At 71.9% G+C, this 25,135-nt stretch carries 19 protein-coding genes; 5 read left to right on the top strand and 14 right to left on the bottom strand.

The features are described 5' to 3' along the window. Positions 1–3: 3 nt before the first annotated feature. Entirely contained in the window at positions 4–1,788 is a 1,785-nt protein-coding gene (locus tag QFZ64_RS25885; protein ID WP_373430665.1) for a DUF4153 domain-containing protein, read from the bottom strand. A 345-nt stretch (positions 1,789–2,133) separates the two neighbouring features. Here QFZ64_RS25885 and QFZ64_RS25880 point away from each other — a divergent pair, with 345 nt between their 5' ends. After that, entirely contained in the window at positions 2,134–2,949 is an 816-nt protein-coding gene (locus QFZ64_RS25880; protein ID WP_307069636.1) for a transposase, read from the top strand. A gap of 31 nt (positions 2,950–2,980) precedes the next feature. Further along, on the top strand, positions 2,981–3,301 hold the full coding sequence (locus QFZ64_RS25875) for a MafI family immunity protein (RefSeq protein WP_307069634.1): 321 nt from the start codon (positions 2,981–2,983) through the stop codon (positions 3,299–3,301). Between the two features lie 36 nt (positions 3,302–3,337). Here the strand turns inward: QFZ64_RS25875 and QFZ64_RS25870 are convergent, their stop codons facing one another. From QFZ64_RS25870 to QFZ64_RS25850, 5 genes are all read right to left on the bottom strand, one after another. Beyond that, complete coding sequence (locus QFZ64_RS25870) at positions 3,338–4,246, bottom strand: ADP-ribosylglycohydrolase family protein (protein WP_307069632.1); 909 nt, start codon at positions 4,244–4,246, stop codon at positions 3,338–3,340. A gap of 181 nt (positions 4,247–4,427) precedes the next feature. Beyond that, positions 4,428–4,835, bottom strand: a complete 408-nt coding sequence (locus QFZ64_RS25865; protein WP_307069630.1) for a hypothetical protein — start codon at positions 4,833–4,835, stop codon at positions 4,428–4,430. A 233-nt stretch (positions 4,836–5,068) separates the two neighbouring features. Next, entirely contained in the window at positions 5,069–6,061 is a 993-nt protein-coding gene (locus tag QFZ64_RS25860) for a helix-turn-helix domain-containing protein (RefSeq protein ID WP_307069628.1), read from the bottom strand. Positions 6,062–6,240: 179 nt separating this feature from the next. Then, entirely contained in the window at positions 6,241–6,873 is a 633-nt protein-coding gene (locus QFZ64_RS25855; protein WP_307069626.1) for a histidine phosphatase family protein, read from the bottom strand. Between the two features lie 147 nt (positions 6,874–7,020). Continuing rightward, complete coding sequence (locus QFZ64_RS25850) at positions 7,021–7,626, bottom strand: YdbC family protein (protein WP_307069624.1); 606 nt, start codon at positions 7,624–7,626, stop codon at positions 7,021–7,023. A gap of 157 nt (positions 7,627–7,783) precedes the next feature. Between QFZ64_RS25850 and QFZ64_RS25845 the strand changes: the two genes are divergently transcribed. Further along, positions 7,784–8,317, top strand: a complete 534-nt coding sequence (locus QFZ64_RS25845) for a TerD family protein (protein ID WP_307069621.1) — start codon at positions 7,784–7,786, stop codon at positions 8,315–8,317. A 78-nt stretch (positions 8,318–8,395) separates the two neighbouring features. Here the strand turns inward: QFZ64_RS25845 and QFZ64_RS25840 are convergent, their stop codons facing one another. The 3 genes from QFZ64_RS25840 to nrdR all read right to left on the bottom strand — a co-directional run bounded on the left by QFZ64_RS25840 (position 8,396) and on the right by nrdR (position 13,456). Continuing rightward, positions 8,396–9,538, bottom strand: a complete 1,143-nt coding sequence (locus QFZ64_RS25840) for a hypothetical protein (protein WP_307069619.1) — start codon at positions 9,536–9,538, stop codon at positions 8,396–8,398. A gap of 190 nt (positions 9,539–9,728) precedes the next feature. Beyond that, entirely contained in the window at positions 9,729–12,647 is a 2,919-nt protein-coding gene (locus QFZ64_RS25835; RefSeq protein ID WP_307069617.1) for a vitamin B12-dependent ribonucleotide reductase, read from the bottom strand. Between the two features lie 176 nt (positions 12,648–12,823). Next, the gene (gene nrdR / locus QFZ64_RS25830; protein ID WP_307069615.1) at positions 12,824–13,456 is read right to left on the bottom strand and encodes a transcriptional regulator NrdR; all 633 of its coding nucleotides are present in this window, start codon (positions 13,454–13,456) and stop codon (positions 12,824–12,826) included. A gap of 780 nt (positions 13,457–14,236) precedes the next feature. Between nrdR and lexA the strand changes: the two genes are divergently transcribed. Beyond that, positions 14,237–15,016, top strand: coding sequence for a transcriptional repressor LexA (lexA, locus tag QFZ64_RS25825; protein ID WP_307069613.1), 780 nt, complete (start codon positions 14,237–14,239; stop codon positions 15,014–15,016). Between the two features lie 235 nt (positions 15,017–15,251). Here lexA and QFZ64_RS25820 read toward each other — a convergent pair whose 3' ends face one another. From QFZ64_RS25820 to QFZ64_RS25805, 4 genes are all read right to left on the bottom strand, one after another. Beyond that, positions 15,252–17,222, bottom strand: coding sequence for an ATP-dependent DNA helicase (locus QFZ64_RS25820; RefSeq protein WP_307069611.1), 1,971 nt, complete (start codon positions 17,220–17,222; stop codon positions 15,252–15,254). Positions 17,223–17,373: 151 nt separating this feature from the next. Further along, positions 17,374–18,165 carry a GNAT family N-acetyltransferase gene (locus QFZ64_RS25815; protein WP_307069608.1) on the bottom strand — a complete coding sequence of 264 codons (792 nt, stop codon included), beginning with the start codon at positions 18,163–18,165 and terminating at the stop codon, positions 17,374–17,376. 52 nt (positions 18,166–18,217) lie between these two features. Further along, positions 18,218–20,227, bottom strand: coding sequence for an IucA/IucC family siderophore biosynthesis protein (locus QFZ64_RS25810; RefSeq protein WP_307071864.1), 2,010 nt, complete (start codon positions 20,225–20,227; stop codon positions 18,218–18,220). A gap of 112 nt (positions 20,228–20,339) precedes the next feature. Next, a complete protein-coding gene (locus QFZ64_RS25805) occupies positions 20,340–21,683 on the bottom strand; it encodes a diaminobutyrate--2-oxoglutarate transaminase family protein (RefSeq protein ID WP_307071863.1) in 1,344 nt (447 codons plus the stop codon). Between the two features lie 498 nt (positions 21,684–22,181). Between QFZ64_RS25805 and QFZ64_RS25800 the strand changes: the two genes are divergently transcribed. Next, entirely contained in the window at positions 22,182–23,411 is a 1,230-nt protein-coding gene (locus tag QFZ64_RS25800; protein WP_307069606.1) for a serine protease, read from the top strand. A gap of 174 nt (positions 23,412–23,585) precedes the next feature. Here the strand turns inward: QFZ64_RS25800 and hflX are convergent, their stop codons facing one another. Beyond that, positions 23,586–25,079: a GTPase HflX gene (gene hflX, locus QFZ64_RS25795; protein ID WP_307069604.1), complete on the bottom strand. Its 1,494-nt coding sequence runs from the start codon at positions 25,077–25,079 to the stop codon at positions 23,586–23,588. Positions 25,080–25,135 lie beyond the last annotated feature (56 nt).

Below are 25,135 nucleotides of genomic sequence, written 5' to 3'. Positions count from 1 at the left end.
TAGTCAGCGGTACAGCGCTTCCGAGCCCACTTGCCCGCAGGTGATCACGTCGGCGCGCGCCGACACCGGGTGGTCGGCAAGGATGTCCCGGGCCCGTGCCTGGCCCCGACTGGTGGCGTACCAGGGATCGCCGGCCGTGTCCGCGAGGTCCCGCGCGATACCGCGCAGCGCGCAGGAGCGCATCGGCTCCGCCAGCCGGTCGAGCGCCGGTACGGCGTCGGCGGACAACCCGTCCGCGTAGTCGAGGTCGAACGTGCCGGTCTCCTCGTAGCGTTGCACGTTCCGCTCGGCCACCAGGGCGTCGGGGGAAGCGAGCCCGAACGCCAGTACACCGGCGACCGCGCTGGCCGCCACGGCACGCGGCAGCCACCGGGCGCCCCACACCCCGGCCGCCATGATGAACACGATCACCAGCCCGAGCCACCACTCGACGGCGGTCACGGAGATCCTCAGCCGCGTCAGCCCGTACGCCTCCACGTACATGTCCATGCGCCGCACGGCGGAGGCCATCACGACGAGCGCGAGCGCGCACAGGGTGCCCAGGACCGCGCGCACCAGCGTCCGGTCCCGCACGCCCCCGCGCGGCGCCCAGCGCAGGGCGAGGACGATGACGACCAGGGTCAGCAGGGTGGCGAGGAGCAACTGCCAGAACCCCTGCCGCGCGTACTCGGCGTACGACTTGCCGGTCTCGCGCAGCACGGCGTCGTAGCCGCCGAACAGCACGGTCAACTGGACGGCGTTGAATGCCGCGAACAGGAACACCAGCACGACCAGCGGCAGCGCCCATTCGACCCGGCCCCTCGGCCGGCCCTCGGGCACCCGGGCCCGGTCCCAGCGCGGGGGCGCGACCGCCGAGTGCGCCACGGCGAGGGCGCCGACGAGGCCGAGGACGAGCATCAGCAGGTGCCGGAAGCCGCCGGTGAACGAGGCCTGCGGCATCAGATCCCCCAGGAGATCCGCGAAGGCGGCGTCCGCACCGGCGAAGAGCGCACCGAAGACGAGGAGGAGGACGACCGTCACCGCGAGGGCGCGCAGCACGGGGACGACGCGTCCCCGCGCGCCGTCCGAGCGGGCGCGCACGCCCTGCCAGCCCCACTGGGGGCCGGCGACGAGGGACTGGAACACGCCGATGGGGCCGAGCAGCACGGCCGGCCAGCGACGGCCGCCTTGCAGGGCCAGTGAGCCGGCGGCGAGTGCGGTGACGACGGCGAGGAACGAGGGCCAGTCCGCGTCACGCAGGACGGGTATCGCCAGCAGGGCGAGTCCGCCGACTGCCCAGACCAGGCTCCACGCGTGCGTACGACGTCCCGCGGAACGACCGGCGGCATACGCGGCGTACGCCGCCGGGAGGGCGACGAGGAGAAGGTTGGCGGCCACACCGTCGGCCAGGAGGAGGGCAGCGAGGACGCCTGTGGCCAGGGCGGCCCAGAGAGCGGAGGCGGGTACGGGGACGAGGGGCCCGGTGGCCCTGACGGAGGCCAGCCAGTCGGCGTGCGGGGAGGACCGGGCGGAGGCGGAGTCCACGGACGCGGAGTCCACGGACGCGGTCCCGTCAGGGACAGGGACAGACTCGGGGCCGGAACCCGTCTCCGGTGCCGGACGAGCGTCCTTGTCCGGCATGCCCACTTCAACATCCACGTCCGAAGTCGCCTCACCTGCCTCTTGTACGCCACTGGCCCCACCGGCCCCAGGCACCTCCGGGCTCCGGGTCGGCGTCGGCGTCGGCGTCGGACCTGTGCTCTCGGGCCGCTCGCCGGGGTCGGGGGTCGTCGTCGGTCTGTCGGTCACGAAGGTCCTCCCTGCCGGACCGCGGACGGGCCGACCGGCATGATCATTTGACGGGTGCCGGTCAGAGTAGGCAGGCGTGGGCACCTCGGCGGTGCTCGGCGGGGGTGTTCGTGGCAAGCCTGTGACAAAGGTGAAAGGCGAGGACGGAGACGGACGAGGGCCTGGAGTGGGGCGAGCGGCGGATCTTCGTCCGCGCCCCCGACACGCGCGCAGGCGGGCAACGGCCGAGGCCGTCACGGACGCCCCCGCCCCTCCCCGGCTAGTGCTCTGGCCGGGAAGGTTGGCCGGGTTGATGGTTCCGGCGGTTGGATGTCCGGAGACGTCCGTCCGGCTTCTGGGGGTGTGGTGGCTGAGCCTGTCCGTGTGCGCAGACTGACCGACCAGGAAGGGCAGAAGCTGCCGCAGATCGTACGCCGGGGCAGCACCAGTTCGGTGCGCTACCGGCGCGCGATGATGCTGCTGGCCTCGGCCGGCGGCAACCGGGTGCCGGTGATCGCGAAGCTGGTGCAGGCCGATGAGGACACCGTCCGGGATGTGATCCACCGGTTCAACGAGATCGGCCTGGCCGCCTGGACCCTCGCTGGGCTCGCGTTCGACGAGTTCGGCCCTCTCGGCATCCGGCCCACCGCCGGGTCGTGCTGGGCCGGGCAAGGCCGTCCCGAGCGGCATCCCGCTACCTACCACCGCACCCACGGAGTGCGCTACTTCCCCGGCTGCTACTCGATCGGCGACGACACTCTATGGGGCGTCAACCGTCGCAAGAAGGGCACCGCGAACACCCTGGCCGCGCTCAAATCGATCCGCGCCGCCCGGCCCGACGGCGCCCCGGTCTACGTCATCCTGGACAACCTGTCCGCCCACAAAGGCGCCGACATCCGCCGCTGGGCGAAGAAGAACAAGGTCAAGCTGTGCTTCACCCCCACCTGCGCCTCCTGGGCCAACCCGATCGAGGCCCACTTCGGACCGTTGCGGCAGTTCACCGTCGCCAACTCCAACCACCGCAACCACACCGCGCAGACGCGCGCCCTGCACGCCTACCTGCGCTGGCGCAACAAGAACGCCCGCCATCCCGACGTGCTGGCCGCCCAACGACGCGAACGTGCCCGCATCCGCAGTGAGAAGGGCATCCGCTGGGGCGGACGGCTGGCGAAAGCCGCGTGACCATACCGACGGCACCGGCGACACTGACGCCATGACCGTTGATCGCGAGGCACTTCAGGCCGGCTGGAACCGGACCCGTAACCACCTCGACGCCGCCCGGGTCCACCTGACGGGCCTGGCGAACATCGACCTCTCAGCGACGCTTGAGTTCCTGGAGCACAACGAGCTGGGACTGGCCTTCGACTGTCTCGTCGATCTCGGTGACGACCTCGACCTGCCGCTCACCTTCTGGCAGCACCTCGACCGAGCAGCTCGAGAGATGCGGCTCTACAGCGATGCGCTGCACACACCCCACCTCACGGCTGCCGACCTCTGCCGCCGCCACCTCGCAGCCTCCTCCGAGCAGGAGTGACCCCCGCTAACCCGGTAGACCTTCCCGGTCAGAGCACTAGGGAGCCCAGGCCGGAAGGGGTTCCGTTCGCTCCTGCCAGGCGGCGGGCGGGGATCCCCGGGTGCCCGAGGCGACGATGCCACCGACGATCGCGCAGGTCGTGTCGACGTCTCCGCCCACCTGTGCGGTGGTCCAGAAGGCCTCTTCGTAGTCGCTCAGGGCGCGCGCTGCCGACCACAGCGCGAACGGCACCGTGTCGTGCGCCGTCGTACGCCGCCCGCAGCCCAGGACCGCGGCGACCGTTCCGGCGTCGGCGTAGTCGAGCATGTCGCGCGCCCGCCGCAACCCGGCGCCGACCGCGCTGCGCGCCGGCACCAGCGTGATCACCCCGTCGAGCAGCGCACCGGCGTCCGGCGGCCCCTCGGGCGCCCCGACCAGCGCCGCGGCCGCGGCGACGGCCATCGCGCCGACCACGGCCTCACGGTGCTGATGGGTGGGGTAGGCGGAGATCTCGGCCTGGTGGGTGGCCTGCTCGGGGTCGTCCGCGTACCAGGCGCCCAGCGGCGCGATCCGCATCGCGGCCCCGTTGCCCCAGGAGCCCCGGCCGTTGAAGAGCGCGGCGGCGAGTTCGCGCCAGTCGCCACCCTCCCTGACCAGCCGCAGCAACCGGTTGACGGCCGGCCCGTAGCCCCGGTCGAAGTCGTGGTGAACGGCGAACGAGCGGGCCAGCTCGTCCTGGTCGATCCGGCGGTGCGCGGCGAGCACGGCCACCACCGAGCACGCCATCTCGGTGTCGTCAGTCCACTGCCAGGGTTCGGCGGGCAGCTCCCGGCGCTTGAGCAGCGGATAGTTCTCCGGCACGAAGAACTGCGAACCGAGCGCGTCCCCCACCGCCAGTCCGCGCAGGCTCGCCAGCGCTCGCTCCAGGCGCCCACCGGAAGAAAGGGGAGAGAGATCAGAGGTCATCGCGCTGCCACCTTATTACTCCGGCAGCGCTCCGTCCTGGCGCTCCGTCCTGGCGGTGCCTCCTGGCGGTGGTCCTGGCGGTCCGTCTCCCGAGCCGCGTTCGGTAATGGCAGTGGCCGGCGGCGTCGGCCAGGCCGGGGCCCCCGGTCCCCGGCCTGGTCCGGCATCCGCCGCCCAGTGGTTACGCGTGGTCGGGCCTCGACGCGTTGTCGTCGCAGTAGAACGCCGCGCTGCCGTCCCAGTTGCAGACCTTGTAGGTAACCTCGGAGCCCTCTGCGAAGGAGAAGTCGCACGTCACCGGCGGTGCGTCGTAACCGCTGGTGTTCAGGCAGTAGCCCTTGTAGGTGCCGTTGTTCCAGATGTACGCGACCGCGCCGAAGCCGTCGGACTCGTAGTCGTGGACCACGAGTTTCTCACCGTGCGACGTGAAGTCGGCCGCAGCCGAGCAGTCCGGATTGCACAGAGTGCTGTCGGCGGACGCCGCGGGGGCGACCGCGAGCGAGGCCCCCACGGCCAGCGCACCCGCCGCCCCGAGCACGCCGAGGGACCGGCCCAGGCCGAAACGCTTCCTTCTGTCACGTATCCACATATGTGGCTGCCTTCCCTGATCGTCCTTCTCGCAGGGCCTCGCATGCGCCGACACAGCCGAGCTGCCGGCGTCGGCATGGGAACGGCCCTGACCGGAAACGGAGTCGTGGCGGCAGCGGGAACACCGGAGTCGTACGGTCTCTGCCGTTGCCTCGCGCCACCGGTGCCCATCGTCGGCGCATTCCGCACCGGGCACCTTGGCAGGGCGTGCCAACCGCTTGGCTCTGCGCGCCGTCACGGCTTCGAAGGACGCGCCTGCCCGCGGTAGTCGCCGGGCGTCACGCCGTACCGCCTGCGGAAGGCGCGCGTGAAGTCGTCGGGCCGGAGGAAGCCCCAGCGCGCCGCTATGGCGTGGACAGGCCGGGTGGCCAGGCGCGGGTCGGCGAGATCGCGGCGGATTCGGGCGAGGCGCTGGTGGCGGATGTAGGAGGCGACCGTGAACCCGTGGGCGTGCTGGTGAAAGAGGCGGTGCAGGGTGCGCAGGGAGATGTGGTGAGCTGCGGCGACGGTGACCGGCGAGAGCGCGGCGTCACCCAGGTGTCGTCGTATGAAGTTCTGGATCTCCGCGAACTGCACGTATTGACGTGTTTCGACCGGTGTCCGGTCGTCGGCGTCGATGTGGTGGGCCAGCCAGGCGGTGATCAGGTCGGTCAGGACGCCGCTGATGCGTTGGCCGTCGGCGAACCGGTGGGGGCCGGTGTCCGCGGCCAGATTGGTCAGGAAACCGGCGAGGAGGAGATCGACGCCTTCGCGGCCCGGGACCCGGGCCGCCATCACGCGCTCCACGCGATTCGACGGCAGCGGAACCATGGCCCGGGGGATCTGCACCACCACGGAAGCCGCTGTGCCCGGCCCGACATCCACCTCGGCCCGATAGGGGCGGGACGTGCAGTACACCACCAGATCGCCCGTTTCGAGTGCCGATTCGCAACGGCCCCGGGCGATGATCTGCCGTCCCCGGCGAATGAGACCGACCGCGTACATCTCGGGATCGGACTGCCGGATCAGCCTCGGTGTCCGCCGCGACGTCATGGAGGCGTAGGTCAGGGCTGTCACTTGCACCCCGCTCAAGTCCGCCGCTCTCAGGGAAGCCCGGAACTCGAGCGCACGGTCGATGATGAACTCGTTGGGTATGAGCGCGCCGGCCGTGATCTCGCGCCAGGCGTCCACCCGGTCCGCCGCCGGCAGACCTTGACTGTCGAACACGTCCTTCAGCATCGTGCTCATCCCCCTTCGCCGGATCCGCGCGGCCGCGCCCCGAACCGCAGCCGCTGTCGCAGGCGCAGGCGTCCGAGGCACGGGCCATGTTCGCCGATCGCGGGCGGGGCTCGGTGAACTCCCGTCCGATATCGGTCAGTCGGCCTCGCCTCACGCGCGATGATCCAGCCGGCGGCCCGAAGAGCCTCCTACTTCCACCGGTCGAACGGCCTGTCGAGCGTGTACTTGCCGTTCTCCCCCAGTATCAGCATCCGCGTCTCGCCGTTGCCCGGGTTCGCCAGGGACTCGAACTCGGCGACCGTCCAGTGGAACCACCGCATGCAGAAGAGCCGCATGGCCAGGCCGTGGGTGACGATGAGGACGTTGGGCGGGTGATCGGGGGCCTCGAAGCTGCGGAACAGGCTCTCCAGGAAGCCGCCCACGCGGTCGTACACGTCGGCGCCGGACTCCCCCTGTGCGAACCGGTAGAAGAAGTGCCCGTACGCGTCCCGGTACGCCTTCTGCAGGCGTACGTCGGCACGGTCCTGCCAGTTGCCCCAGTCCTGCTCCCGCAGCCGGGGTTCCTCGCGGACGCGGGCGAGGGCGGGCTCCAGCCGGAACTCCTGGAGGGTCTCGTGCGTTCGCCGGTACGGGGACACGTAGACACTCACGCGCTCCTCACCGAAGAGCTCCCTCAGTTCCCGGCCGGTGTCCGCGGCCTGGCGCCGGCCCTTCTCGGTGAGCGCCAGCGCGTGATCGGGCTCGCGTTCGTACACGGTGTCGTCGGCGTTGCCCATCGACTCCCCGTGGCGGACAAGGACAATGCGCCGTGGTCGTGCCATGCCTCGACCCTAGATCGAGCGGGCCCGCTCGAACACCGGACCAGGGTCCGTACGGCACAGATCACACCAGGAGTCACGCCGTGCGCACGCCGCGCACACCGCGTGTGAACCCTGTGTCCCCGCCCCCGTACGCTCCGCGCCGGGCGATCACACCGTCCAGCCCGGCTCCAGGTCGACGAGGTCGCCGTTCAGGGAGGCGACATCCGCCTCGATCTGAGTGCGCAGCGCCAGCCGTTCCACCCGCTCGGCGCGGTACTTCCCGTGTTCCGCGGCCGACTGCCACATCGAGAGGATCAGGAACTCGGGGCCCGGCGCCTCGCCGAACAGCCCGCGGATCATCCCCGGCGAGCCCGCCATCGCCGGGTTCCAGACCTTTTCCTGCATCAGCGCGAAGTGCTCGGCCCGCTCCTCGTGGACACGGCAGTGCGCCACCCGGACCAGATCGGCGTCGCTGAAGCGGGGCTCGAAGCCGGTTTTCACGTCGAAGCGGTAGTCGAACAGCTTGACCTGCTGGTCCTTGAACGTGCCGGACTGCGTGGCGGCCAGCCGGTCGTGCGAGCGGGCCATGAAGGAGTCGTAGAAGGTGCGGCTCTCCCAGAAGGTGAAGACGTGCGCGACACCGGGGCGGGCGCGGCTGAAGCCTCCGCCCTGTCCCCTGAAGCCCGGCTCTCCCGGCAGCCCCGCCCACTTTCGCTGTCCCCGTTCGAAACCGCGGCGGTCCACCACGGTGCAGCGAATCCACTTGACCAGCACGGCGCCATCGTAAGGCCACCGGCGTGGCACCGGTCACGCTCGTCGGGGGCGCGGGGGCGCACGGGTGGACCCCGCCGTGGCACGACCGTGGCAGGATGGACAAACGGCCCACGCTGCCTGGCTGTTGGGGCTCGGGACTCGGGGAAGGGGCACACAGGTGAGCGGCATCAGCAAAGGGATCGACAAGGCCGAGGTCGCGGTCAAATGGGACCCGTCGCCCACCGGCGAGGACCCCATCGACCTCGACATCGTCGCCGGTACCTACACAGGTGACGACCCGTACGGCGCCCCGGTCTACGTGGTGCACTTCGACAGCCGCTCCCCGGACGGAACGATCAACCTCAACCGGGACAGCCACGACGGCAAGGGCTTCGGCTGGGACGAGGTCATGATCCTCGAGCTGGAACGCCTCGACGCGCGGTACGTGCGCGTGGTGGTCGGCGTGGTGATACAGCAACGGCACGGTCACCGCACGTTCGGCGGCGTCCTCAACCCGGCGCTGCGCGTCCGCGAGGGCTACGACGTGCTCGCCGAGGACGACTTCACCGGCGTCCCGGGCGCGACGGCGGCCACGATCGCGGAGTTCGTACGGGACGACTCCGGTGAGTGGCGGTTCCGAGCCGGTCTCGCCGGCTTCGACGACGACGATCTGGCGACGTTCCCGCGCGTCATGGGGCGCGCCCGCGCCTGATCCAGCGGCGCACCCGCGGCCGCTGCCGCGGGCGGCCGGGCCGGCTCACGGCCCGGCCCGGCCCGGCCGGCCCTGCCGCTACTGCTCGGTTCGCGGACGCCCGTCCCCATGACCCGGAGGGTCGGGGAAGGCTCTCAGCCTCAGTTCCGGCGCCCTGTGGTCCGCGAGCCACCGCATCCCGTCGTGCTCCGCCGCGAGGCCTTCGACGGCGACCCGGACCCACTCGTCACGGTCGAGCAGGGACAGGTACGACGTCCGCAGCGCCGCCTGTTGCTCCGCGGTGCACCCGGCGTCCTCGGGGGACTTGGCGGTCAGGTGCTGGGCGAGCAGGGCGTTGGTGAAGTACCGCTCGACCGTCGGACTCAGCGTGCTCGCGGCCCGCACGTGAGCCTCCAGGACGACTGCCGTGTGGGGATAGTGCGAGAGCTGCATTCCCATGCTCAGGCAGTCGCACATCGCGTGGAGCAGACGGCCGACGTGGTCCACCATGACGCTGTCGGTGGCGAGTTCTCGGAGCGCTTCGTGGAGTCCCGCCACGGTGGCGACCTTGCCGGCGAAGTACCGGTCGAGGTAATGACCCTCGCAGGCTCCACGCAGCAGCCACCGCCGGACGGCCGGGGCGTCGTCCAGCCGGCAGAGGTTCCCGACGACGTCGACGCGTCCCCAGCCGGTGACCCGGTCGCCGAGCCACAGCAGGGCATCGACGCCGCCCGGCAACCGCTCGAGAGCGTCGGCGGCCAGTGCCCCGAAGCACTCCAGCAGTCCGATCGTCCGGATCAGCGGGATGTCCTCGGCGGTGCCGACGGCGGCGAGCATCGCGAGTCCGACGGCGACGACGCAGCGGTCGGTCCCGTGCCGGACCAGCCATCGGGCCGTTCGGCGCGCGAGGTCGCCGTCCGCTCTCAGGGCCGCGGCGGAGAGATGCTCATTGCGGTGGTACGGGATGTAGAGGCCGTGGAAGGCATCGGCCAGTTCCCTCGGGTGGGCCGGCGGGCGGGCGAAGTACGCGTTCAGGACGGACGCGGGTTCGATGCCGATGAGGTGTCTGTCGAGCGGGGTCTCCGGACCGAGCCCGCGGTGCGAGGCCTCGTCCGGATACGGTCTGCCCCCGCGCCACAGCGGCTCGTCCGGGTTCTGCCGGTGCAGCCGCAGCGCGTGCTTGAACAGCGGGGTCTTGTTGGTCGTGGGTCCGGGCCATGCTGTCCCGGGCGTCCCGCTCACCGGCGGACGAGGGTCTCGATTCTCTTGATCATGGCCCAGAGGATGCCACGGGGCGCGGTCACGGCCACAGATGACTTTCGGCCCACTTCCGATCAACGCCGGTGGTCGTCGCGCGATACGCCGAGGGCGGGGACCCGGTGTCCGGATCCCCGCCCCTGCCCGGTGCGTTCAGCACCCGGCGGCGTTCACCTCAGCTGCAGCCGCTGGTCGAGCCGCAGCCCTCGCAGATGTAGCAGGAGCCGGCCCGCTGCATCTTCGTGCCGCAGGAGAAGCAGAGCGGGGCGTCCGCCTGGATGCCGAGCTGCATCTCCACCAGTTCGGCGCTGGTGTGCGCCTGCTTGGGAGCCGGCAGGGCCGCGGCGACCTCCGCCTTCGGCGTGGCGACGGCCTTCAGCTCCTGGGCGCGGGGCGCCGACTGGGCCAGGCCCTCGACGTCCATGTCCTCGTCGTCGAGCGGCTCGTAGGAGCCGGTCTCCAGGTGGCGCTGGCGCTCCTCGGCGGAGTGGATGCCGAGCGCGGAGCGGGTCTCGAAGGGCAGGAAGTCCAGCGCCAGGCGGCGGAAGATGTAGTCGACGATCGACTGCGCCATCCGCACGTCCGGGTCGTCGGTCATGCCGGCCGGCTCGAAGCGCATGTTGGTGAACTTGGAGACGTACGTCTCCAGCGGCACCCCGTACTGCAGGCCGACCGAGACCGCGATGGAGAAGGCGTCCATCATGCCCGCGAGGGTGGAGCCCTGCTTGGACATCTTCAGGAAGACCTCGCCGAGACCGTCGTCGGGGTAGGAGTTGGCCGTCATGTAACCCTCGGCGCCGCCGACGGTGAAGGACGTGGTGATGCCGGGACGGCCCTTGGGCAGGCGCTTGCGGACCGGGCGGTACTCGACCACCTTCTCGACCGCGGAACGGATCGTCTCCTCGGCCTTCTCGGTGATCGCGTCCTTCTCGGCGGCCTCCGGGGACTTGGAGCCCTTGGTCTTGGCGGAGAGCGGCTGGCCGACCTTGCAGTTGTCGCGGTAGATCGCGAGCGCCTTGACGCCCAGCTTCCACGCCTCGTAGTAGATCTCCTCGACCTCCTCGACGGTCGCCGTCTCCGGCATGTTGACCGTCTTGGAGATGGCGCCGGAGATCCACGGCTGGATCGCGGCCATCATGCGGACGTGGCCCATCGGGGAGATGGCGCGCTCGCCCATGGCGCAGTCGAACACCTCGTAGTGCTCGGCCTTGAGGCCGGGGGCGTCGATCACGTTGCCGTTCTCGGCGATGTGGGCGACGATCGCCTCGATCTGCTCCTCCTGGTAGCCCAGGCGGCGCAGGGCCTGCGGGACGGTGCCGTTGACGATCTGCATCGAGCCGCCGCCGACCAGCTTCTTGAACTTGACCAGCGCCAGGTCCGGCTCGACACCGGTGGTGTCGCAGGACATGGCCAGGCCGATGGTGCCGGTGGGGGCGAGCACGGAGGCCTGGGAGTTGCGGAAGCCGTTCTTCTCGCCGAGGCGCTGCACGTCCTGCCAGGCCTCGGTGGCCGCGGCCCACACGGGGGTGTCCAGGTCGTCCATGCGGGGGGCGACGGCGTTGGCGTCGGCGTGCTGCTTCATGACGCGCTGGTGCGGCTGGGCGTTGCGGGCGTAGCCGTCGTACGGGCCGACGACCGCGGCGAGCTCGGCGGAACGGCGGTAGGCGGTGCCGGTCATCAGGGAGGTGATGGCACCGGCCAGCGCGCGGCCGCCGTCGGAGTCGTAGGCGTGGCCGGTGGCCATGAGCAGGGCGCCGAGGTTCGCGTAGCCGATGCCGAGCTGGCGGAAGGCGCGGGTGTTCTCGCCGATCTTCTGGGTGGGGAAGTCGGCGAAGCAGATCGAGATGTCCATCGCGGTGATGACCAGCTCGACGAGCTTCTGGAAGCGCTCGGTCTCGAAGGACTGGTGGCCCTCGCCGTCGTCCTTCAGGAACTTCATCAGGTTGAGCGAGGCAAGGTTGCAGGACGTGTTGTCCAGGTGCATGTACTCGCTGCAGGGATTCGAGCCGTTGATACGGCCGGACTCCGGGCAGGTGTGCCAGTGGTTGATGGTGTCGTCGTACTGGATGCCGGGGTCGGCGCAGGCCCAGGCGGCCTCGGCCATCTTGCGGAAGAGGGACTTGGCGTCGACCTCCTCGATGACCTCGCCGGTCATGCGGGACGTCAGGCCGAACTTGCCGCCGTTCTCGACCGCCTTCATGAAGGTGTCGTTGACGCGGACGGAGTTGTTGGCGTTCTGGTACTGGACGGACGTGATGTCGTCGCCGCCCAGGTCCATGTCGAAGCCCGCGTCGCGCAGGGCGCGGATCTTCTCCTCCTCCTTCACCTTGGTCTGGATGAAGTTCTCGACGTCGGGGTGGTCGACGTCCAGGATGACCATCTTGGCGGCGCGGCGGGTGGCGCCGCCGGACTTGATGGTGCCGGCGGAGGCGTCGGCGCCGCGCATGAAGGAGACCGGGCCGGAGGCGTTGCCGCCGGAGGAGAGGAGTTCCTTGGAGGAGCGGATGCGGGAGAGGTTCAGGCCGGCGCCGGAGCCGCCCTTGAAGATCATTCCCTCTTCCTTGTACCAGTCGAGGATCGACTCCATGGAGTCGTCGACGGACAGGATGAAGCAGGCGGAGACCTGCTGCGGCTGGGGGGTGCCGACGTTGAACCAGACGGGGCTGTTGAAGCTGAAGATCTGGTGCAGGAGGGCGTACGCCAGTTCGTGCTCGAAGATCTCGGCGTCGGCGGGCGAGGCGAAGTACTTGTTGTCCTCGCCGGCCTTCCGGTAAGTCTTCACGATCCGGTCGATCAGCTGCCTGAGGCTGACCTCGCGCTGCGGAGTGCCGACCGCTCCGCGGAAGTACTTGCTGGTGACGATGTTGACCGCGTTCACCGACCAGAACTCGGGGAACTCCACGCCGCGCTGCTCGAAGTTGACCGAGCCGTCGCGCCAGTTGGTCATGACGACGTCACGAGACGCCCATTCCACCTCGTCGTACGGGTGTACGCCGGGGGTGGTGTGGATGCGCTCGATACGCAGACCCTTGCTGCCCGCCTTGGTCCCCTTGGCGCGGGAACTCCGTGCCGGACCGCTCGCCGTCTCTGTCATGCCGCCTCCCAGATATCGGGCAAAACGCCCATCAGTGCCCGTTTCTTCCTGGCACTTGTGTGTGGTGTGTCTGCTGGTCACGCGCACCATGTGGTGCCCGGGCGCGCGTGACAGGTCTGTGTGCGCCGCCGCGGCGGCCGGTCCGGCGTCCTCGCCGTCCCCGGCCGGCCGCCGTGTCAGTCGGCGGCGGTGGCGGGCACGGGGACGCCCGCGGGCGCTCCTCCGGACCCGCGGTCGGTGCCCTGGCGGTCCGCCCGGTCGGCGCCTTGGCGGTCCGCCCGATCGGTCCCCTGGCGTTCCGCGACGGCGCCCGCGCGGTCGTCGTCGTCCGCGCCTCCCGCCCCGTCACCGGCGGGGCAAGCCCGCTGCTGCTGCCTGAGTTCCGTGATGGCGGCCTCGAAGTCCTCCAGCGAGTCGAACGCCCGGTAGACGGACGCGAACCGCAGATAGGCGACGAGGTCGAGTTCCTGAAGGGGGCCGAGTATGGCCAGCCCCACGTCGTGGGTGGTCAGCTCGGCGCTTCCGGTGGCACGCACCGCCTCCTCGACCCGCTGGCCGAGCTGGGCGAGTGCGTCTTCCGTGACGGGCCGCCCCTGACATGCCTTGCGCACGCCGTTGATGACCTTGGTGCGGCTGAAGGGTTCGGTGACCCCGGACCGCTTGACCACCATCAGCGAACAGGTCTCCACGGTCGTGAAACGACGGGAGCAGTCGGGGCACTGGCGGCGCCTGCGGATCGAGGTGCCGTCGTCCGTCGTACGGCTGTCGACGACCCGGCTGTCGGGATGCCTGCAGAAGGGGCAGTGCATGGTTCCAAGCCTCCTTCACGGCACGACACGTCAGCCACAAGAGGCCTCACCGGCCCCTCGAAGCGACCCCCAGCATAGGCGATCTCCTGGCCGGTGGAAGACCGGGGGAACACAACTTGTGGGCCGCTGTCGCCATCCAACCACTAGATGTAGCGGTCGGCTCGCACATACGCCGACGACACGCCCGGGGCCGCACAGCCACGCGCGCACGATGTGGGCGGGGTGCGACCACGCGCTCGCGGACAGTGCACGCACGGGGCATGCGGGGCACGCGGGGCCCCAGGGGCACGGACGCCTCCGACCGCCGCGCGCACACGCGGCGCGCGCACGACCGCCTGTGCGCCGCCCGGCCCCGTGCGTGCACGGCAGTCGGACGGGCGCGGGCACCTGCCGGAGGCGGGGACCCGTCGGGTACGCGTGCCCGGAAACGCATACCCGCGTGCCCGCTCCGCCGCGTCCCACGCGTACGGACCGACCGGTGGTGCGCGGATGCGGTGGACACCGCATGGAGAAGGCGGGCCGGTGCCCGGTCCGCGGGAGCCCTGATGGCAGACTGGGCATCGCCGAGGCGGCACCCCGGCCGGCGGGCCGTCGTCCCGGCGGTGAAGAGTACAGCAGCGCGGGGCCCGCCCGGGCCTCGAACAGCGCGTCGGCCATACACCTGAAAACCCGATTCCGACAGGTGAACCGCGGTTTTTCACTCGAACGTGTGTTTGGCGCAACCTTTCGAAAGCAACTACCGTTGTGCTGCACGGGAGACCATCGAGAGGGGCCGACGACGTGACCACCACCGCAGACAGTGCCGCCATCACTGCCCAGGACCGTTCCCAGGGCCGACTCGAGCCGGTGCATGCCATGGCGGAAGTTCCACATCCCGAGGGACCGAAGAGGTCCCTGCCCGGGCGACCTCCTGGCATCCGCGCCGACAGCTCAGGGCTGACCGACCGGCAGCGCCGGGTGATCGAGGTCATCCGGGATTCCGTGCAGCGGCGCGGCTACCCGCCGTCGATGCGGGAGATCGGCCAGGCCGTGGGCCTGTCCAGCACCTCTTCCGTGGCACACCAGCTGATGGCGCTGGAGCGCAAGGGCTTCCTGCGCCGCGACCCGCACCGGCCGCGCGCGTACGAGGTGCGCGGCTCCGACCAGGCCGCTCCCGTGCAGCCCACCGACACGGCGGGCAAGCCGGCCGCGTCGTACGTGCCGCTGGTCGGCCGGATCGCCGCCGGTGGGCCGATCCTCGCCGAGGAGTCCGTGGAGGACGTGTTCCCGCTGCCGCGCCAGCTCGTCGGTGACGGTGAGCTGTTCGTGCTGAAGGTCGTCGGCGATTCGATGATCGAGGCGGCCATCTGCGACGGGGACTGGGTCACCGTGCGGCGGCAGCCGGTCGCGGAGAACGGGGACATCGTCGCCGCCATGCTGGAGGGCGAGGCGACGGTGAAACGGTTCAAGCGCGAGGACGGGCACGTGTGGCTGCTGCCGCACAACTCGGCGTACGAGCCCATCCCGGGTGACGACGCGACGATTCTCGGCAAGGTGGTGGCGGTGCTGCGGCGCGTGTGACCTCGCCCCGCCCCCGGCACCCTTCTGACGGGCCCCGGAACCACTGCGCCGGTTCCGGGGCCTAAGGGCTGTCCCGTGATCCCGCGCCCGCCGGGGATCACGGGACAGCCCTTAGTGCTGCCCGGTGACGGAAGTCCGACGGGGGCCTGTGTGTCTCCGGCGGGAGACCGTGTGCCTTTGGCGACGGTGTTTCTCCTCCCCGCGCCCGGTCGGGAGCGCGAGGAGGACGGCCGTGTCATTCCGCCTGCTTCGCCGCCGCGTCGATCGCCGCGAGGGACCGGCGGACCTGACCGCCGTCCACCGTGTACCAGAAGTCCGGCATCGACGCCTTCAGATAGCTGCCGTAGCGGGCGGTGGCCAGGCGTGGGTCCAGGACCGCCACCACGCCCCGGTCCTCCGTCGCCCGGACGAGCCGTCCGGCGCCCTGAGCCATCAGCAGGGCGGCATGGGTCGCGGCGACGGCCATGAAACCGTTGCCGCCCGCTTCCTCCACCGCTTTCTGCCGGGCGCTCATCAGCGGGTCGTCCGGCCGCGGGAACGGGATCTTGTCCATCACGACGAGCTGACAGCTCGGCCCCGGCACGTCCACGCCCTGCCACAGCGACAGCGTGCCGAAGAGGCAGGTCGCCGGGTCCGCGGCGAAGTTCTTGATCAGCTCACCGAGCGTCTCCTCGCCCTGGAGGAGGATCGGGTACTCGGGGATGCGGGCGCGCAGTGCCTCGGCCGCGAGCTGGGCGCCCCGCATCGAGGAGAACAGCCCCAGGGTGCGGCCGCCGGCCGTCTGGATCAGCTCCGTCAGCTCGTCCAGCATGTCGGCGCGGTCGCCGTCCCGGGCCGGCCGGGACAGGTGCTTGGCGACGTAGAGGATGCCCTGCTTGCGGTAGTCGAACGGGGAGCCGACGTCGATGCCCTTCCACGGCGGCACGTCCTCCCCCTCGGTGCCCTCGGGCGCCAGCCCCAGTGAGGCTCCGACGCCGTTGAAGTCGCCGCCGAGCTTCAGCGTCGCCGAGGTGAGGATCACCGAGCGGTCGGTGAAGAGCTTCTCGCGCAGCAGCCCGGAGACCGACATGGGCGCGACCCGCAGAGATGCTCCGAAGCGGTCGTGGCGCTCGTACCAGACGACGTCCCACTCGCTGCCCTGCGTGATGCGCTCGGCGACGTCGTGCACCGACTCGACCGAGGCGAGGGCCTGCTTGCGGACGGCGTCCTCGTCCTGGACGGACTTGTCGCGTGTGGTGCCGATCGCCGAGATCACCGTGCGGGCGGCGTCACGCAGGGCCGCGAGCGCGTAGCCGAGATCCTCCGGGATCTCCTCCAGGCGCCCGGGCAGCGCCAGCTCCATCAGCCGCTCGAAGCCCTCGGCGGCGGTCTGCAACTGGTCGGCGGCCTTCTCGTTGACGAGCTTGGCGGCCCGCCGCACCGCGCGGTTGACCTGGCCCGGGGTGAGTTCGCCGGTGGCGACGCCGGTGACCCGGGAGACCAGTTCGTGCGCCTCGTCGACGATCAGCACCTCGTGCTGCGGCAGCACCGGGGCGCCCTCGATGGCGTCGATCGCGAGCAGCGCGTGGTTGGTGACGACGACCTCGGCGAGCTTGGCCCGCTCGCGGGCGGCCTCGGCGAAGCACTCGGCGCCGTAGGCGCACTTGGAGGCGCCGAGGCACTCCCGCGAGGAGACCGAGATCTGCGCCCAGGCGCGGTCGGAGACGCCGGGGGTCAGGTCGTCCCGGTCGCCGGTCTCCGTCTCGTCGGACCAGTCGCGCAGCCGCAGCAGGTCCTGGCCCAGCTTGCTGGTGGGGGCCGCGGCCTCGAACTGGTCGAACAGGCCCTCCTCCTCGTCCTGAGGCATCCCCTCGTGCAGCCGGTGCAGGCACAGGTAGTTCGAGCGGCCCTTGAGCATCGCGAACTCCGGGCGGCGGCGCAGCAGCGGATGCAGCGCCTCCACCGTGCGCGGCAGGTCGCGCTCCACGAGCTGCCGCTGGAGCGCCAGCGTGGCCGTCGCGACGACGACCGGCTCGCCGTGGGCGAGCGCCGGCACCAGGTAGCCGAGCGACTTACCGGTGCCGGTGCCGGCCTGGACCAGCAGATGGGAACCGTCGTCGACGGCGTCCGCGACGGCTTGGGCCATGGTCACCTGGCCGGGGCGCTCCGTGCCGCCGACGGCGGTGACGGCTGCGTGCAGGAGTTCGGGAAGTGAGGGCTTCGTCATAGCCCGACCACCCTACGGCCCACCGGTGACAGTCGGGACCGGACGGCCGGAGCGCGGGGCGCGGTCGGGGGCGTGCGGGGGCATGGTCAGGGGTGGTGGGGGCGCCCGGGTGACCGGCGCCCGCAGGACGTCGTCACGGCCCCGTACCCGCTCACATCAGGTGCCGCAGGGAGCGGTCGCGGATCATGAGGGCCGCCCGTTTCCCGGGCTGGGACAGCTCGACGGAGAAGCGGAACCCCGCGCTGAGGAAGGCGGTGAGGGAGGCGGTGTTGCGCAGGTCGGGCTCGGCGACCACGCGGGCGCAGGCCGGGCGGTGGTCGAGGACGAGGTCGGTGACGGACCGCAGGAGCACCGAGCCGAACCCGCGGCCCCGGTCGGCGACGGCGCCGACGAGCAGGTGGACGCCGGTGTCGTGCGGCCGGGCCGGGTAGTGCCGGGCCACGGGGTCGAGGTCGGCGCGGTAGATCTCCCAGTAGCTCATCACCGTGCCGTCCAGCACGCCGAGGCAGGGCACGCTGTGCCCGTCCCCGTCGAGTTGGGCGCGCAGATGCCGCCCGGTGACGTCGTCGGGCCCGTCGAGCTCCCAGAACGCGGCGACCGCCGGATCGTTCATCCACCGCGCGACCAGCGCCGTGTCGCGCTCCGGCCGGACCGGCAGCAACCGGAAGGTGCCGACGGGGGTACGGACCGGGCCCCAGTCCCCGATCCGGCCGAGCAGGTCGTCGGCGGGGCCGGCCGGGGCGCGGGCGGCGTCCGCCCCGTCGGGTGCGGGCGCGGCGAACGCCCGGACCGGCCGCATGCTCAGGGTGGTCTCGCAGGCGGACTCGTCCGGGATCTCGTTCCCGCCGGTACGGGACGCGGGTTCCGCGGCGGGCACGGCGGTGGGTCTCGACGCGGGGGCGGCACCGCGACCGGCACCGGTGCGTGCTTCGTGGGGAGGCACGGCGGCGTTCCTCTCAGCAGGCGGGGACGGGCGGACGCGGGCGGGCCCGCGGTCAGCCGTGCAGGGGGTTGGCGACGGTGACGTACACCGACTGGGTCTCGACGGGGCCGACGAGTTCGTCCAGCCCGTGCAGCCGGGTCAGCAGGTTGGCCTTGCAGCGCAGTACGGGCGAGTCCAGCAGCCGGGAGGGCAGGTGCGTACGGAGCCGGCCCGGACCGGTGGCGACGGTGGTGAGGAAACCGCGGAACGCGGCGAGCAACAGCCGCTCGTCGGCCAGACGCTGGGAGCCGAACGCGCCGATCAGCCCGAACACGTTGTTGATGCCGAGGTAGTAGACGAACCGTTCGTCGGCGACCGCGTCGGGCACGAAGGTGTCGCTGCGGACACCGATACCGGGCAGGAGGACGTCGAGTTCCGCGTGCCGGGAGGCGCGGAAGTAGTAGCCCTGGTTGTCGCGGTACCGGCCGCCGACGGGCCAGCCGCCGGGGTCGAGGAGGACCAGGGTGTTCTGCTGATGGGCCTCCAGCGCGATCCCGGCCTCCGCGTCCAGCCACAGCAGGGGACGCACGACCGCCTCCAGATAGCGCAGGAACCACTCGACGGACACGGCGGCGGGCGGGCGGCCGGTACGGCGGGCGATCCGGATGACGAGACGGCTCAGCCGGGAACCGGTGGAGGCCGAGGTGGTCGGGGCGGCCCGGGAGGCCGTCTCGGCCCCGAAGTCCGAATCGGTGCCGAAGTCCGGGTCGGGGACGGGATCCGGGTCGGGGACGGGATCCGGCTGAGGCAGCGGGCGCGGTGCGACCAGGCCCGCCACGCAGGACACGTCGTCCGTCGCGGCGAACGGGTTGTGGCGGACCACCACGTCGAGCCCGGGCACGGGGGTGCCGTCCGGGCCGTCGGCCCCGAGCCAGGCCGGGTCGCGGACGATGTCGAAGCCGGGGTGTGCGGCCCGCCACCGCGCCCCCAGGCCGGTGCGGAGCAGCCGGTGCACCTCGACGCCGCGGTGCGCCTCCTTGCGCAGGTTCTCCCGACGGGAGTTGGTGATGCGCAGGCCCAGCGACAGCTTGAGCATGGCGGCGGCGCCGGTGCGGTGCACCGTGCGGACGGACGAGGTGGGATGCCAGGGCGGACCGTACGGGCCGAGGTCGCGGATCTGTCCGGCGTCGAACAGCGCGGCGGTGCCCGGCCGCAGGCGCAGTTCGCGCGCCTGCCAGGGGTGGACGGGGAGGGCGGCGTGTCCGGCGGGCAGGGGCAGTCCACGGCCGGCGAGCCGCGCGGCCAGCAGTGCGGCGGGCACCGGGCGTCCGCGTTCGGTCCAGGCCGAGTCGCCGGCGAGGGCGGCGGGGGCCACGGCCAGCCAGTGCAGCGGGAAGGAGCCGCGTGTCTCGGGCGAGTAGCGGTCCGCCTCCCCTTCACAGAACCCTTCGCGGCTCTTCGGCGTGGGGTGCAGCGGGTGGCCGAGCAGCAGCGCCTGTTCGGCCGCGAGGAAGAGGTCGGGGCCGTCGTCGGGGCGGGCCCTGCGGTCGCGTACGAAGACGGCGGTACGGCGCACGGAGTCGGCGACGCGCCCCACCAGGTCGGCGGCCTCCGACTCCGGCCCCGGGGCGCCGGAGCGCGCGGCGGCCTCCCTGGTCAGCAGGGCCGCGAGCGTCACGGCGTCGACGGGCGGGGCGGTCTCGGGCGCCCCCGCCAGGAACGGCGCCCCGAAGCGGTGCCAGCCGGTCGCCGACCAGTGGACGACCGGTACGTGGAGGTGAGTGCCGGACGCGGGGAGCGGGACCCGGAGTACACCGTCGCCCGCCGGGGCCGCGAGGGCGTTCTCCCGCACCCAGCAGCGCAGCAGGTTGTCGACACCGGCCGCCTGGGCGGCGGCGTACGGATCGGGGTGGTCGAGCGGGTCAGTGCGGTCGAGCGCGACGGGGCGAGTGGGGGCGTCGCGGTGCGTGGGCGCGTCGCGGGGGTCACCCGCGGTACTACGTTCGGGTGTGCCGATCGTGCACGGCACCGACGGTGGCTCGGCGACAGCCGACGGACCGGGGGGCGGACCGGGGAGCGGCATGGGGTCGTCGGCGCGCGCACCGGGGGCTGCGTCAGTCGTCTTCACTCGAACTCCTTGGGGCTCCTCGAATACCAGGGGTGCGCTGCGGACCCGGCCACGGCGCACGGATGCCTCACGCGCCGGAGCGCACTCCCCCGGCCACCGCCGCCACGGCGTCCGCGAGGCGGTCCAGTACGGCGGAGGCCTGCTCGTCGGTGATCGTCAGCGGGGGCAGCAGACGTACGACACCGGCGTCGCGGCCGCCCAGTTCGACGATGAGCCCGCGCCGCAGGCACTCCCGCTGCACGGCCGCCGCGAGCGCCGGCGCGGTGGGTCGAGGGCCGCCGACGACTGCCTCCCGACCGCCCGGCTCCGCCTCCCCACCGGCCGGCTCACCCTCCGGTTCGACCAGCTCCACCCCGATCATCAGACCCCGCCCGCGCACGTCCCCCACGCACGCGTGCGCCCGCGCCAGCTCGCGCAGTCGACCGAGCATCCGTTCGCCCAGCTCCGCCGCCCTCCCGACGAGCCCGTTCTCACGGACGTACGCCAGGGTCGCCGTACCCGCGGCCATGGCGAGCTGGTTGCCGCGGAAGGTGCCGGTGTGGGCGCCCGGCGGCCAGACGTCGAGCTCGTCGCGGTAGACGACGACGGCGAGCGGCAGACTGCCGCCGATGGCCTTGGACAGCACCATCACATCGGGCACCGTGCCGCTGTGTTCGACCGCCCAGTAGCGGCCCGTGCGGCCCACCCCGGTCTGCGCCTCGTCCACGATCAGTGGGATGGAACGGGCCTCGGTGAGCGCCCGCATACGGCGCAGCCAGGCATCCGGCGCGGGGAGCACGCCTCCCTCGCCCTGCACCGGTTCGAGGATCACCCCGGCGGGCCGCGGCACCCCGGAATTGGGGTCGTCGAGCACCGACTCGGTCCAGCGCGCGGCGAGTTCGGCGCCACGCGGGCCGCCGACGCCGAACGGGCAGCGGTAGTCCTGCGGATACGGCAGACGCGCCACCCGTACGTCGTGGGCGCCGCCGAACGCCTCGGGCGCCCCCATGGTCTGCCCGTGGTAGGCGCCGGTGAAGGCGAGGATGCCGGTCCGTCCGGTGGCCGCGCGGACCAGTTCGAGCGCGGCCTCCACGGCGTCCGTCCCGGCGGGTCCGCAGAACTGGACGCGGGCGTTCTCCGCGAGCCCCCGCGGCAGTGTGCGGAACAGTTCCGTGGTGAAGGCGTCCTTGACGGGGGTGGCGAGGTCCAGGCAGTTGAGCGGGGCACCCGAGTCGAGGACCCGGCGGATCGCCTCCAGGACCACGGGGTGGTTGTGACCGAGGGCCAGCGTGCCCGCGCCGGACAGGCAGTCGAGGTAACGGCGGCCGTCGGCGCCCTCGACGGTGAGGCCACGGGCGCGTACGGGCACGACCGGAAGGGCACGCGCGTAGGTGCGGGCGCCGGACTCGCGCGCCGCCTGCCGGCGCAGGATGCCCTCGTGCGCCCCGCGCGCACGCCTGGCCGCACGTGCCCGGGCCGCCGCCGAAGCACCCGCCGCGGCCGAGACTTCTGCCGCCTCGGACGCATCCGACGCCCTCGGCACGTCCGACGCGCCCGGTACATCCGGTACGTCCTGTACCTCCGACACACCTGATGCCACCGCAGATTCGGTCACTGCCACGACGACGTTTCCTCCCGCTTCCTGACGGCGAGTCGACGGGGCGCCGGCGCACGCCGAACAGACGGACGGCAGGCCCCGTATCCACCAACGACGGGAGGGGGCCGGGGGAAGCGGGACACGGCCGGGCTCTTTCCGGCCCCTCGACGACGGTCAGTCGCTGTGGCGGAACCGTTGCCCTCCGCTGGGCAACCCCCCACACCGACCGCATAGTGTGTTGCCGTCGCGTCACACCGTCCGGGCACGGGACCACTCGCCCACGACGGTCGGCCGCGCAGCTCGAACCCGTCCGTTCCAGGGGGACTTCACACCATGCGACTCATACGCCCGCTCTCCGCCGCCCGCCGAGGAAGGAGCGGACGCCGTAGGACCTCCCCTGTCCCGGCCGCCGTCGCGCTGGCCGCCGCACTGGCGCTGACGGCCACCGCCTGCGGATCCGACGGCGACACCAAGACGAACGCGGAGACCTCCGCGAGCCCCTCCGCCGGCGACGACGGCCAGATCCACATTCCGGACGACGTCAAGCAGAAGCTCAAGGAGCACGGCTTCGACCTGGACAAGTGGAAGGGCGGCGCCTGGAAGAACTGGGACAAGGACGACTGGCTGCGCGAGGCCAACGAGTACGTCAATCCCATCATCAAGGGCCTGTGGAACCCGGACCGGATGCGCAAGGCCGACGACCTGGACAAGGGCGTCGACACCGCCGACCTCGCCGGCGACCAGGGCGTCACCGACCCGACGCCCGCCCCGGTGCGGGCCCAGCCGGTCGCGGCGCCGTACCACGACAGCGCGGCCACGGCCGGCAAGGTCTTCTTCGACGCCCCCGAAGGCACGATGGTCTGCTCGGCGACGGTGGTCGAGGACCCCGCGCACCCCGGAAAGTCCAACCTGGTGTGGACCGCGGGCCATTGCGTGCACGCGGGCAAGAAGGGCGGCTGGTACCGCAACATCGCCTTCGTGCCCTCGTACAACGACGCCGGCAAGACCGCCGACCAGTTGGTGGGCGCCGGCTCCGAGGACGTGGCGCCGTACCGGATCTGGTGGGGCGACTGGGCGCAGACCTCGCAGCAGTGGATCGAGCAGGGCGGCGAGACGGGCGGCCAGGGCGCCTCGTACGACTACGCCGTGATCCATGTGACGCCGGAGAAGGGCAGTGACGGCAAGTCGCTGGAGGAGACGGTCGGTTCGGCGCTGCCGGTGGACTTCGCCGCGCCCGCCGTGCCGGACGTGGACAGCCTCACGGCCACCGGATACCCGGCCGCGCCGCCGTACGACGGGCAGAAGCTGTACCAGTGCCAGGACAAGCCGGGTCGGCTCTCGGTCAAGCGCACCGACCTGACGATGTACCGCATCGGCTGCACCATGACCGGCGGTTCGTCCGGCGGTGGCTGGGTCGCGACGGGCGCGGACGGCAGGCCCGCGCTGGTCTCCAACACCTCGATCGGCCCGGTCAGCGCCGGCTGGCTGGCCGGTCCGCGGCTGGGTGACGTGGCCAAGGGCGTGTACGACGCGGTGAGCAAGAAGTTCGCCGCCGCCGAGTAGCCTCTCGTCGTTCCGGCCGAAGTGGCCCCGGGCCCGCCGGCCGGGAGCGACGAGAAGGGCCCGGTCCCCCGCGAGTACGCGGGAGGCCGGGCCCTTCTCGTGTCCGTGCCGAGGCCGGTCCCGCCCCTGCCGGGAGGGCGTCGGGGCGGGCGGCCGGTGGTGTCGGCAGGTGCGTCAGGCGAGCGGCGCCGGGGTGTACGGCGCGAGGTCCGCCGCCAGTTCCTCGTGCACCCGTAGCTTGAGCAGTGTGCCCTCCGGGGTGTGCTCCTCGGAGAGGACCTCGCCCTCGGCGTGGGCGCGGGCGACCAGCTTGCCGTGCGTGTACGGCACCAGGGCCTCCACCTCGATCGCGGGGCGCGGCAGCTCCGCGTCGATCACGGCGAGCAGCTCGTCGATGCCGCGGCCCGTGCGGGCGGAGACGGCGATCGCGCGCTTCTCGTTCCGCAGCAGCCGCTGGAGGACCAGCGGATCGGCCGCGTCCGCCTTGTTGACGACGACGATCTCGGGCACGCCGGTGGCGCCGACGTCCCTGATCACCTCGCGCACGGCGGCCAGCTGCTCCTCCGGGACGGGGTGCGAGCCGTCCACCACGTGCAGGATCAGGTCGGAGTCGCCGACCTCCTCCATCGTGGAGCGGAACGCCTCGACCAGGTGGTGCGGCAGGTGCCGGACGAAGCCGACGGTGTCCGTCAGGGTGTACAGCCGCCCGCCCGGGGTCTCGGCCCGGCGCACGGTCGGGTCCAGGGTCGCGAACAGCGCGTTCTCGACCAGGACGCCCGCGCCGGTGAGGCGGTTGAGCAGCGAGGACTTGCCGGCGTTGGTGTAGCCGGCGATGGCGACGGAGGGCACCTTGTTGCGGCGCCGCTCCTGGCGCTTGATCTCGCGGCCGGTCTTCATCTCCGCGATCTCCCGGCGCATCTTCGCCATCTTCTCGCGGATCCGCCGCCGGTCCGTCTCGATCTTGGTCTCACCGGGACCGCGGGTGGCGAGGCCGCCGCCCTTGCCGCCGCCCATCTGACGGGACAGCGACTGGCCCCAGCCGCGGAGCCTCGGCAGCATGTACTGCATCTGCGCGAGCGCGACCTGCGCCTTGCCCTCACGGGACTTGGCGTGCTGGGCGAAGATGTCGAGGATCAGGGCCGTACGGTCGATGACCTTGACCTTGACGACGTCTTCCAGGTGGATGAGCTGACCGGGGCTGAGCTCACCGTCGCAGATGACGGTGTCGGCGCCGGTCTCGATGACGATGTCCCGCAGCTCCTCGGCCTTGCCTGAGCCGATGTACGTCGCCGCGTCGGGCTTGTCGCGGCGCTGGGTGACGCCGTCGAGCACGAGGGCGCCTGCGGTCTCGGCGAGGGCGGCGAGCTCCGCGAGGGAGTTGTCCGCGTCCTGGATGGTGCCCGAGGTCCAGACACCGACGAGGACGACCCGCTCCAGGCGGAGCTGGCGGTACTCGACCTCGGTGACGTCCTCGAGTTCGGTGGAGAGGCCGGCGACGCGGCGCAGCGCCGCGCGCTCGGAGCGGTCGAGCTGGTCGCCGTCCCGCTCTGTGTCGATCTCGCGGCTCCAGGTGACGTCCTCTTCCATCAGGGCATCGGCCCGGAGGCCCTCGGGGTGTGTGCGCGCGAGGCGCTTGGTGGCCTGAGAAGAGGAAGAGGAGGAGGTCATTGGATCCTTACGTCGTCGGAATGCGAGGGGGGACGGCGGGGAGCCGTCCTTCCTGT

The sequence above is a fragment of the Streptomyces sp. B3I8 genome (genome assembly GCF_030816915.1).
GTDB lineage: Bacteria > Actinomycetota > Actinomycetes > Streptomycetales > Streptomycetaceae > Streptomyces.
This window is presented reverse-complemented; position numbering and strand designations above follow the sequence as displayed.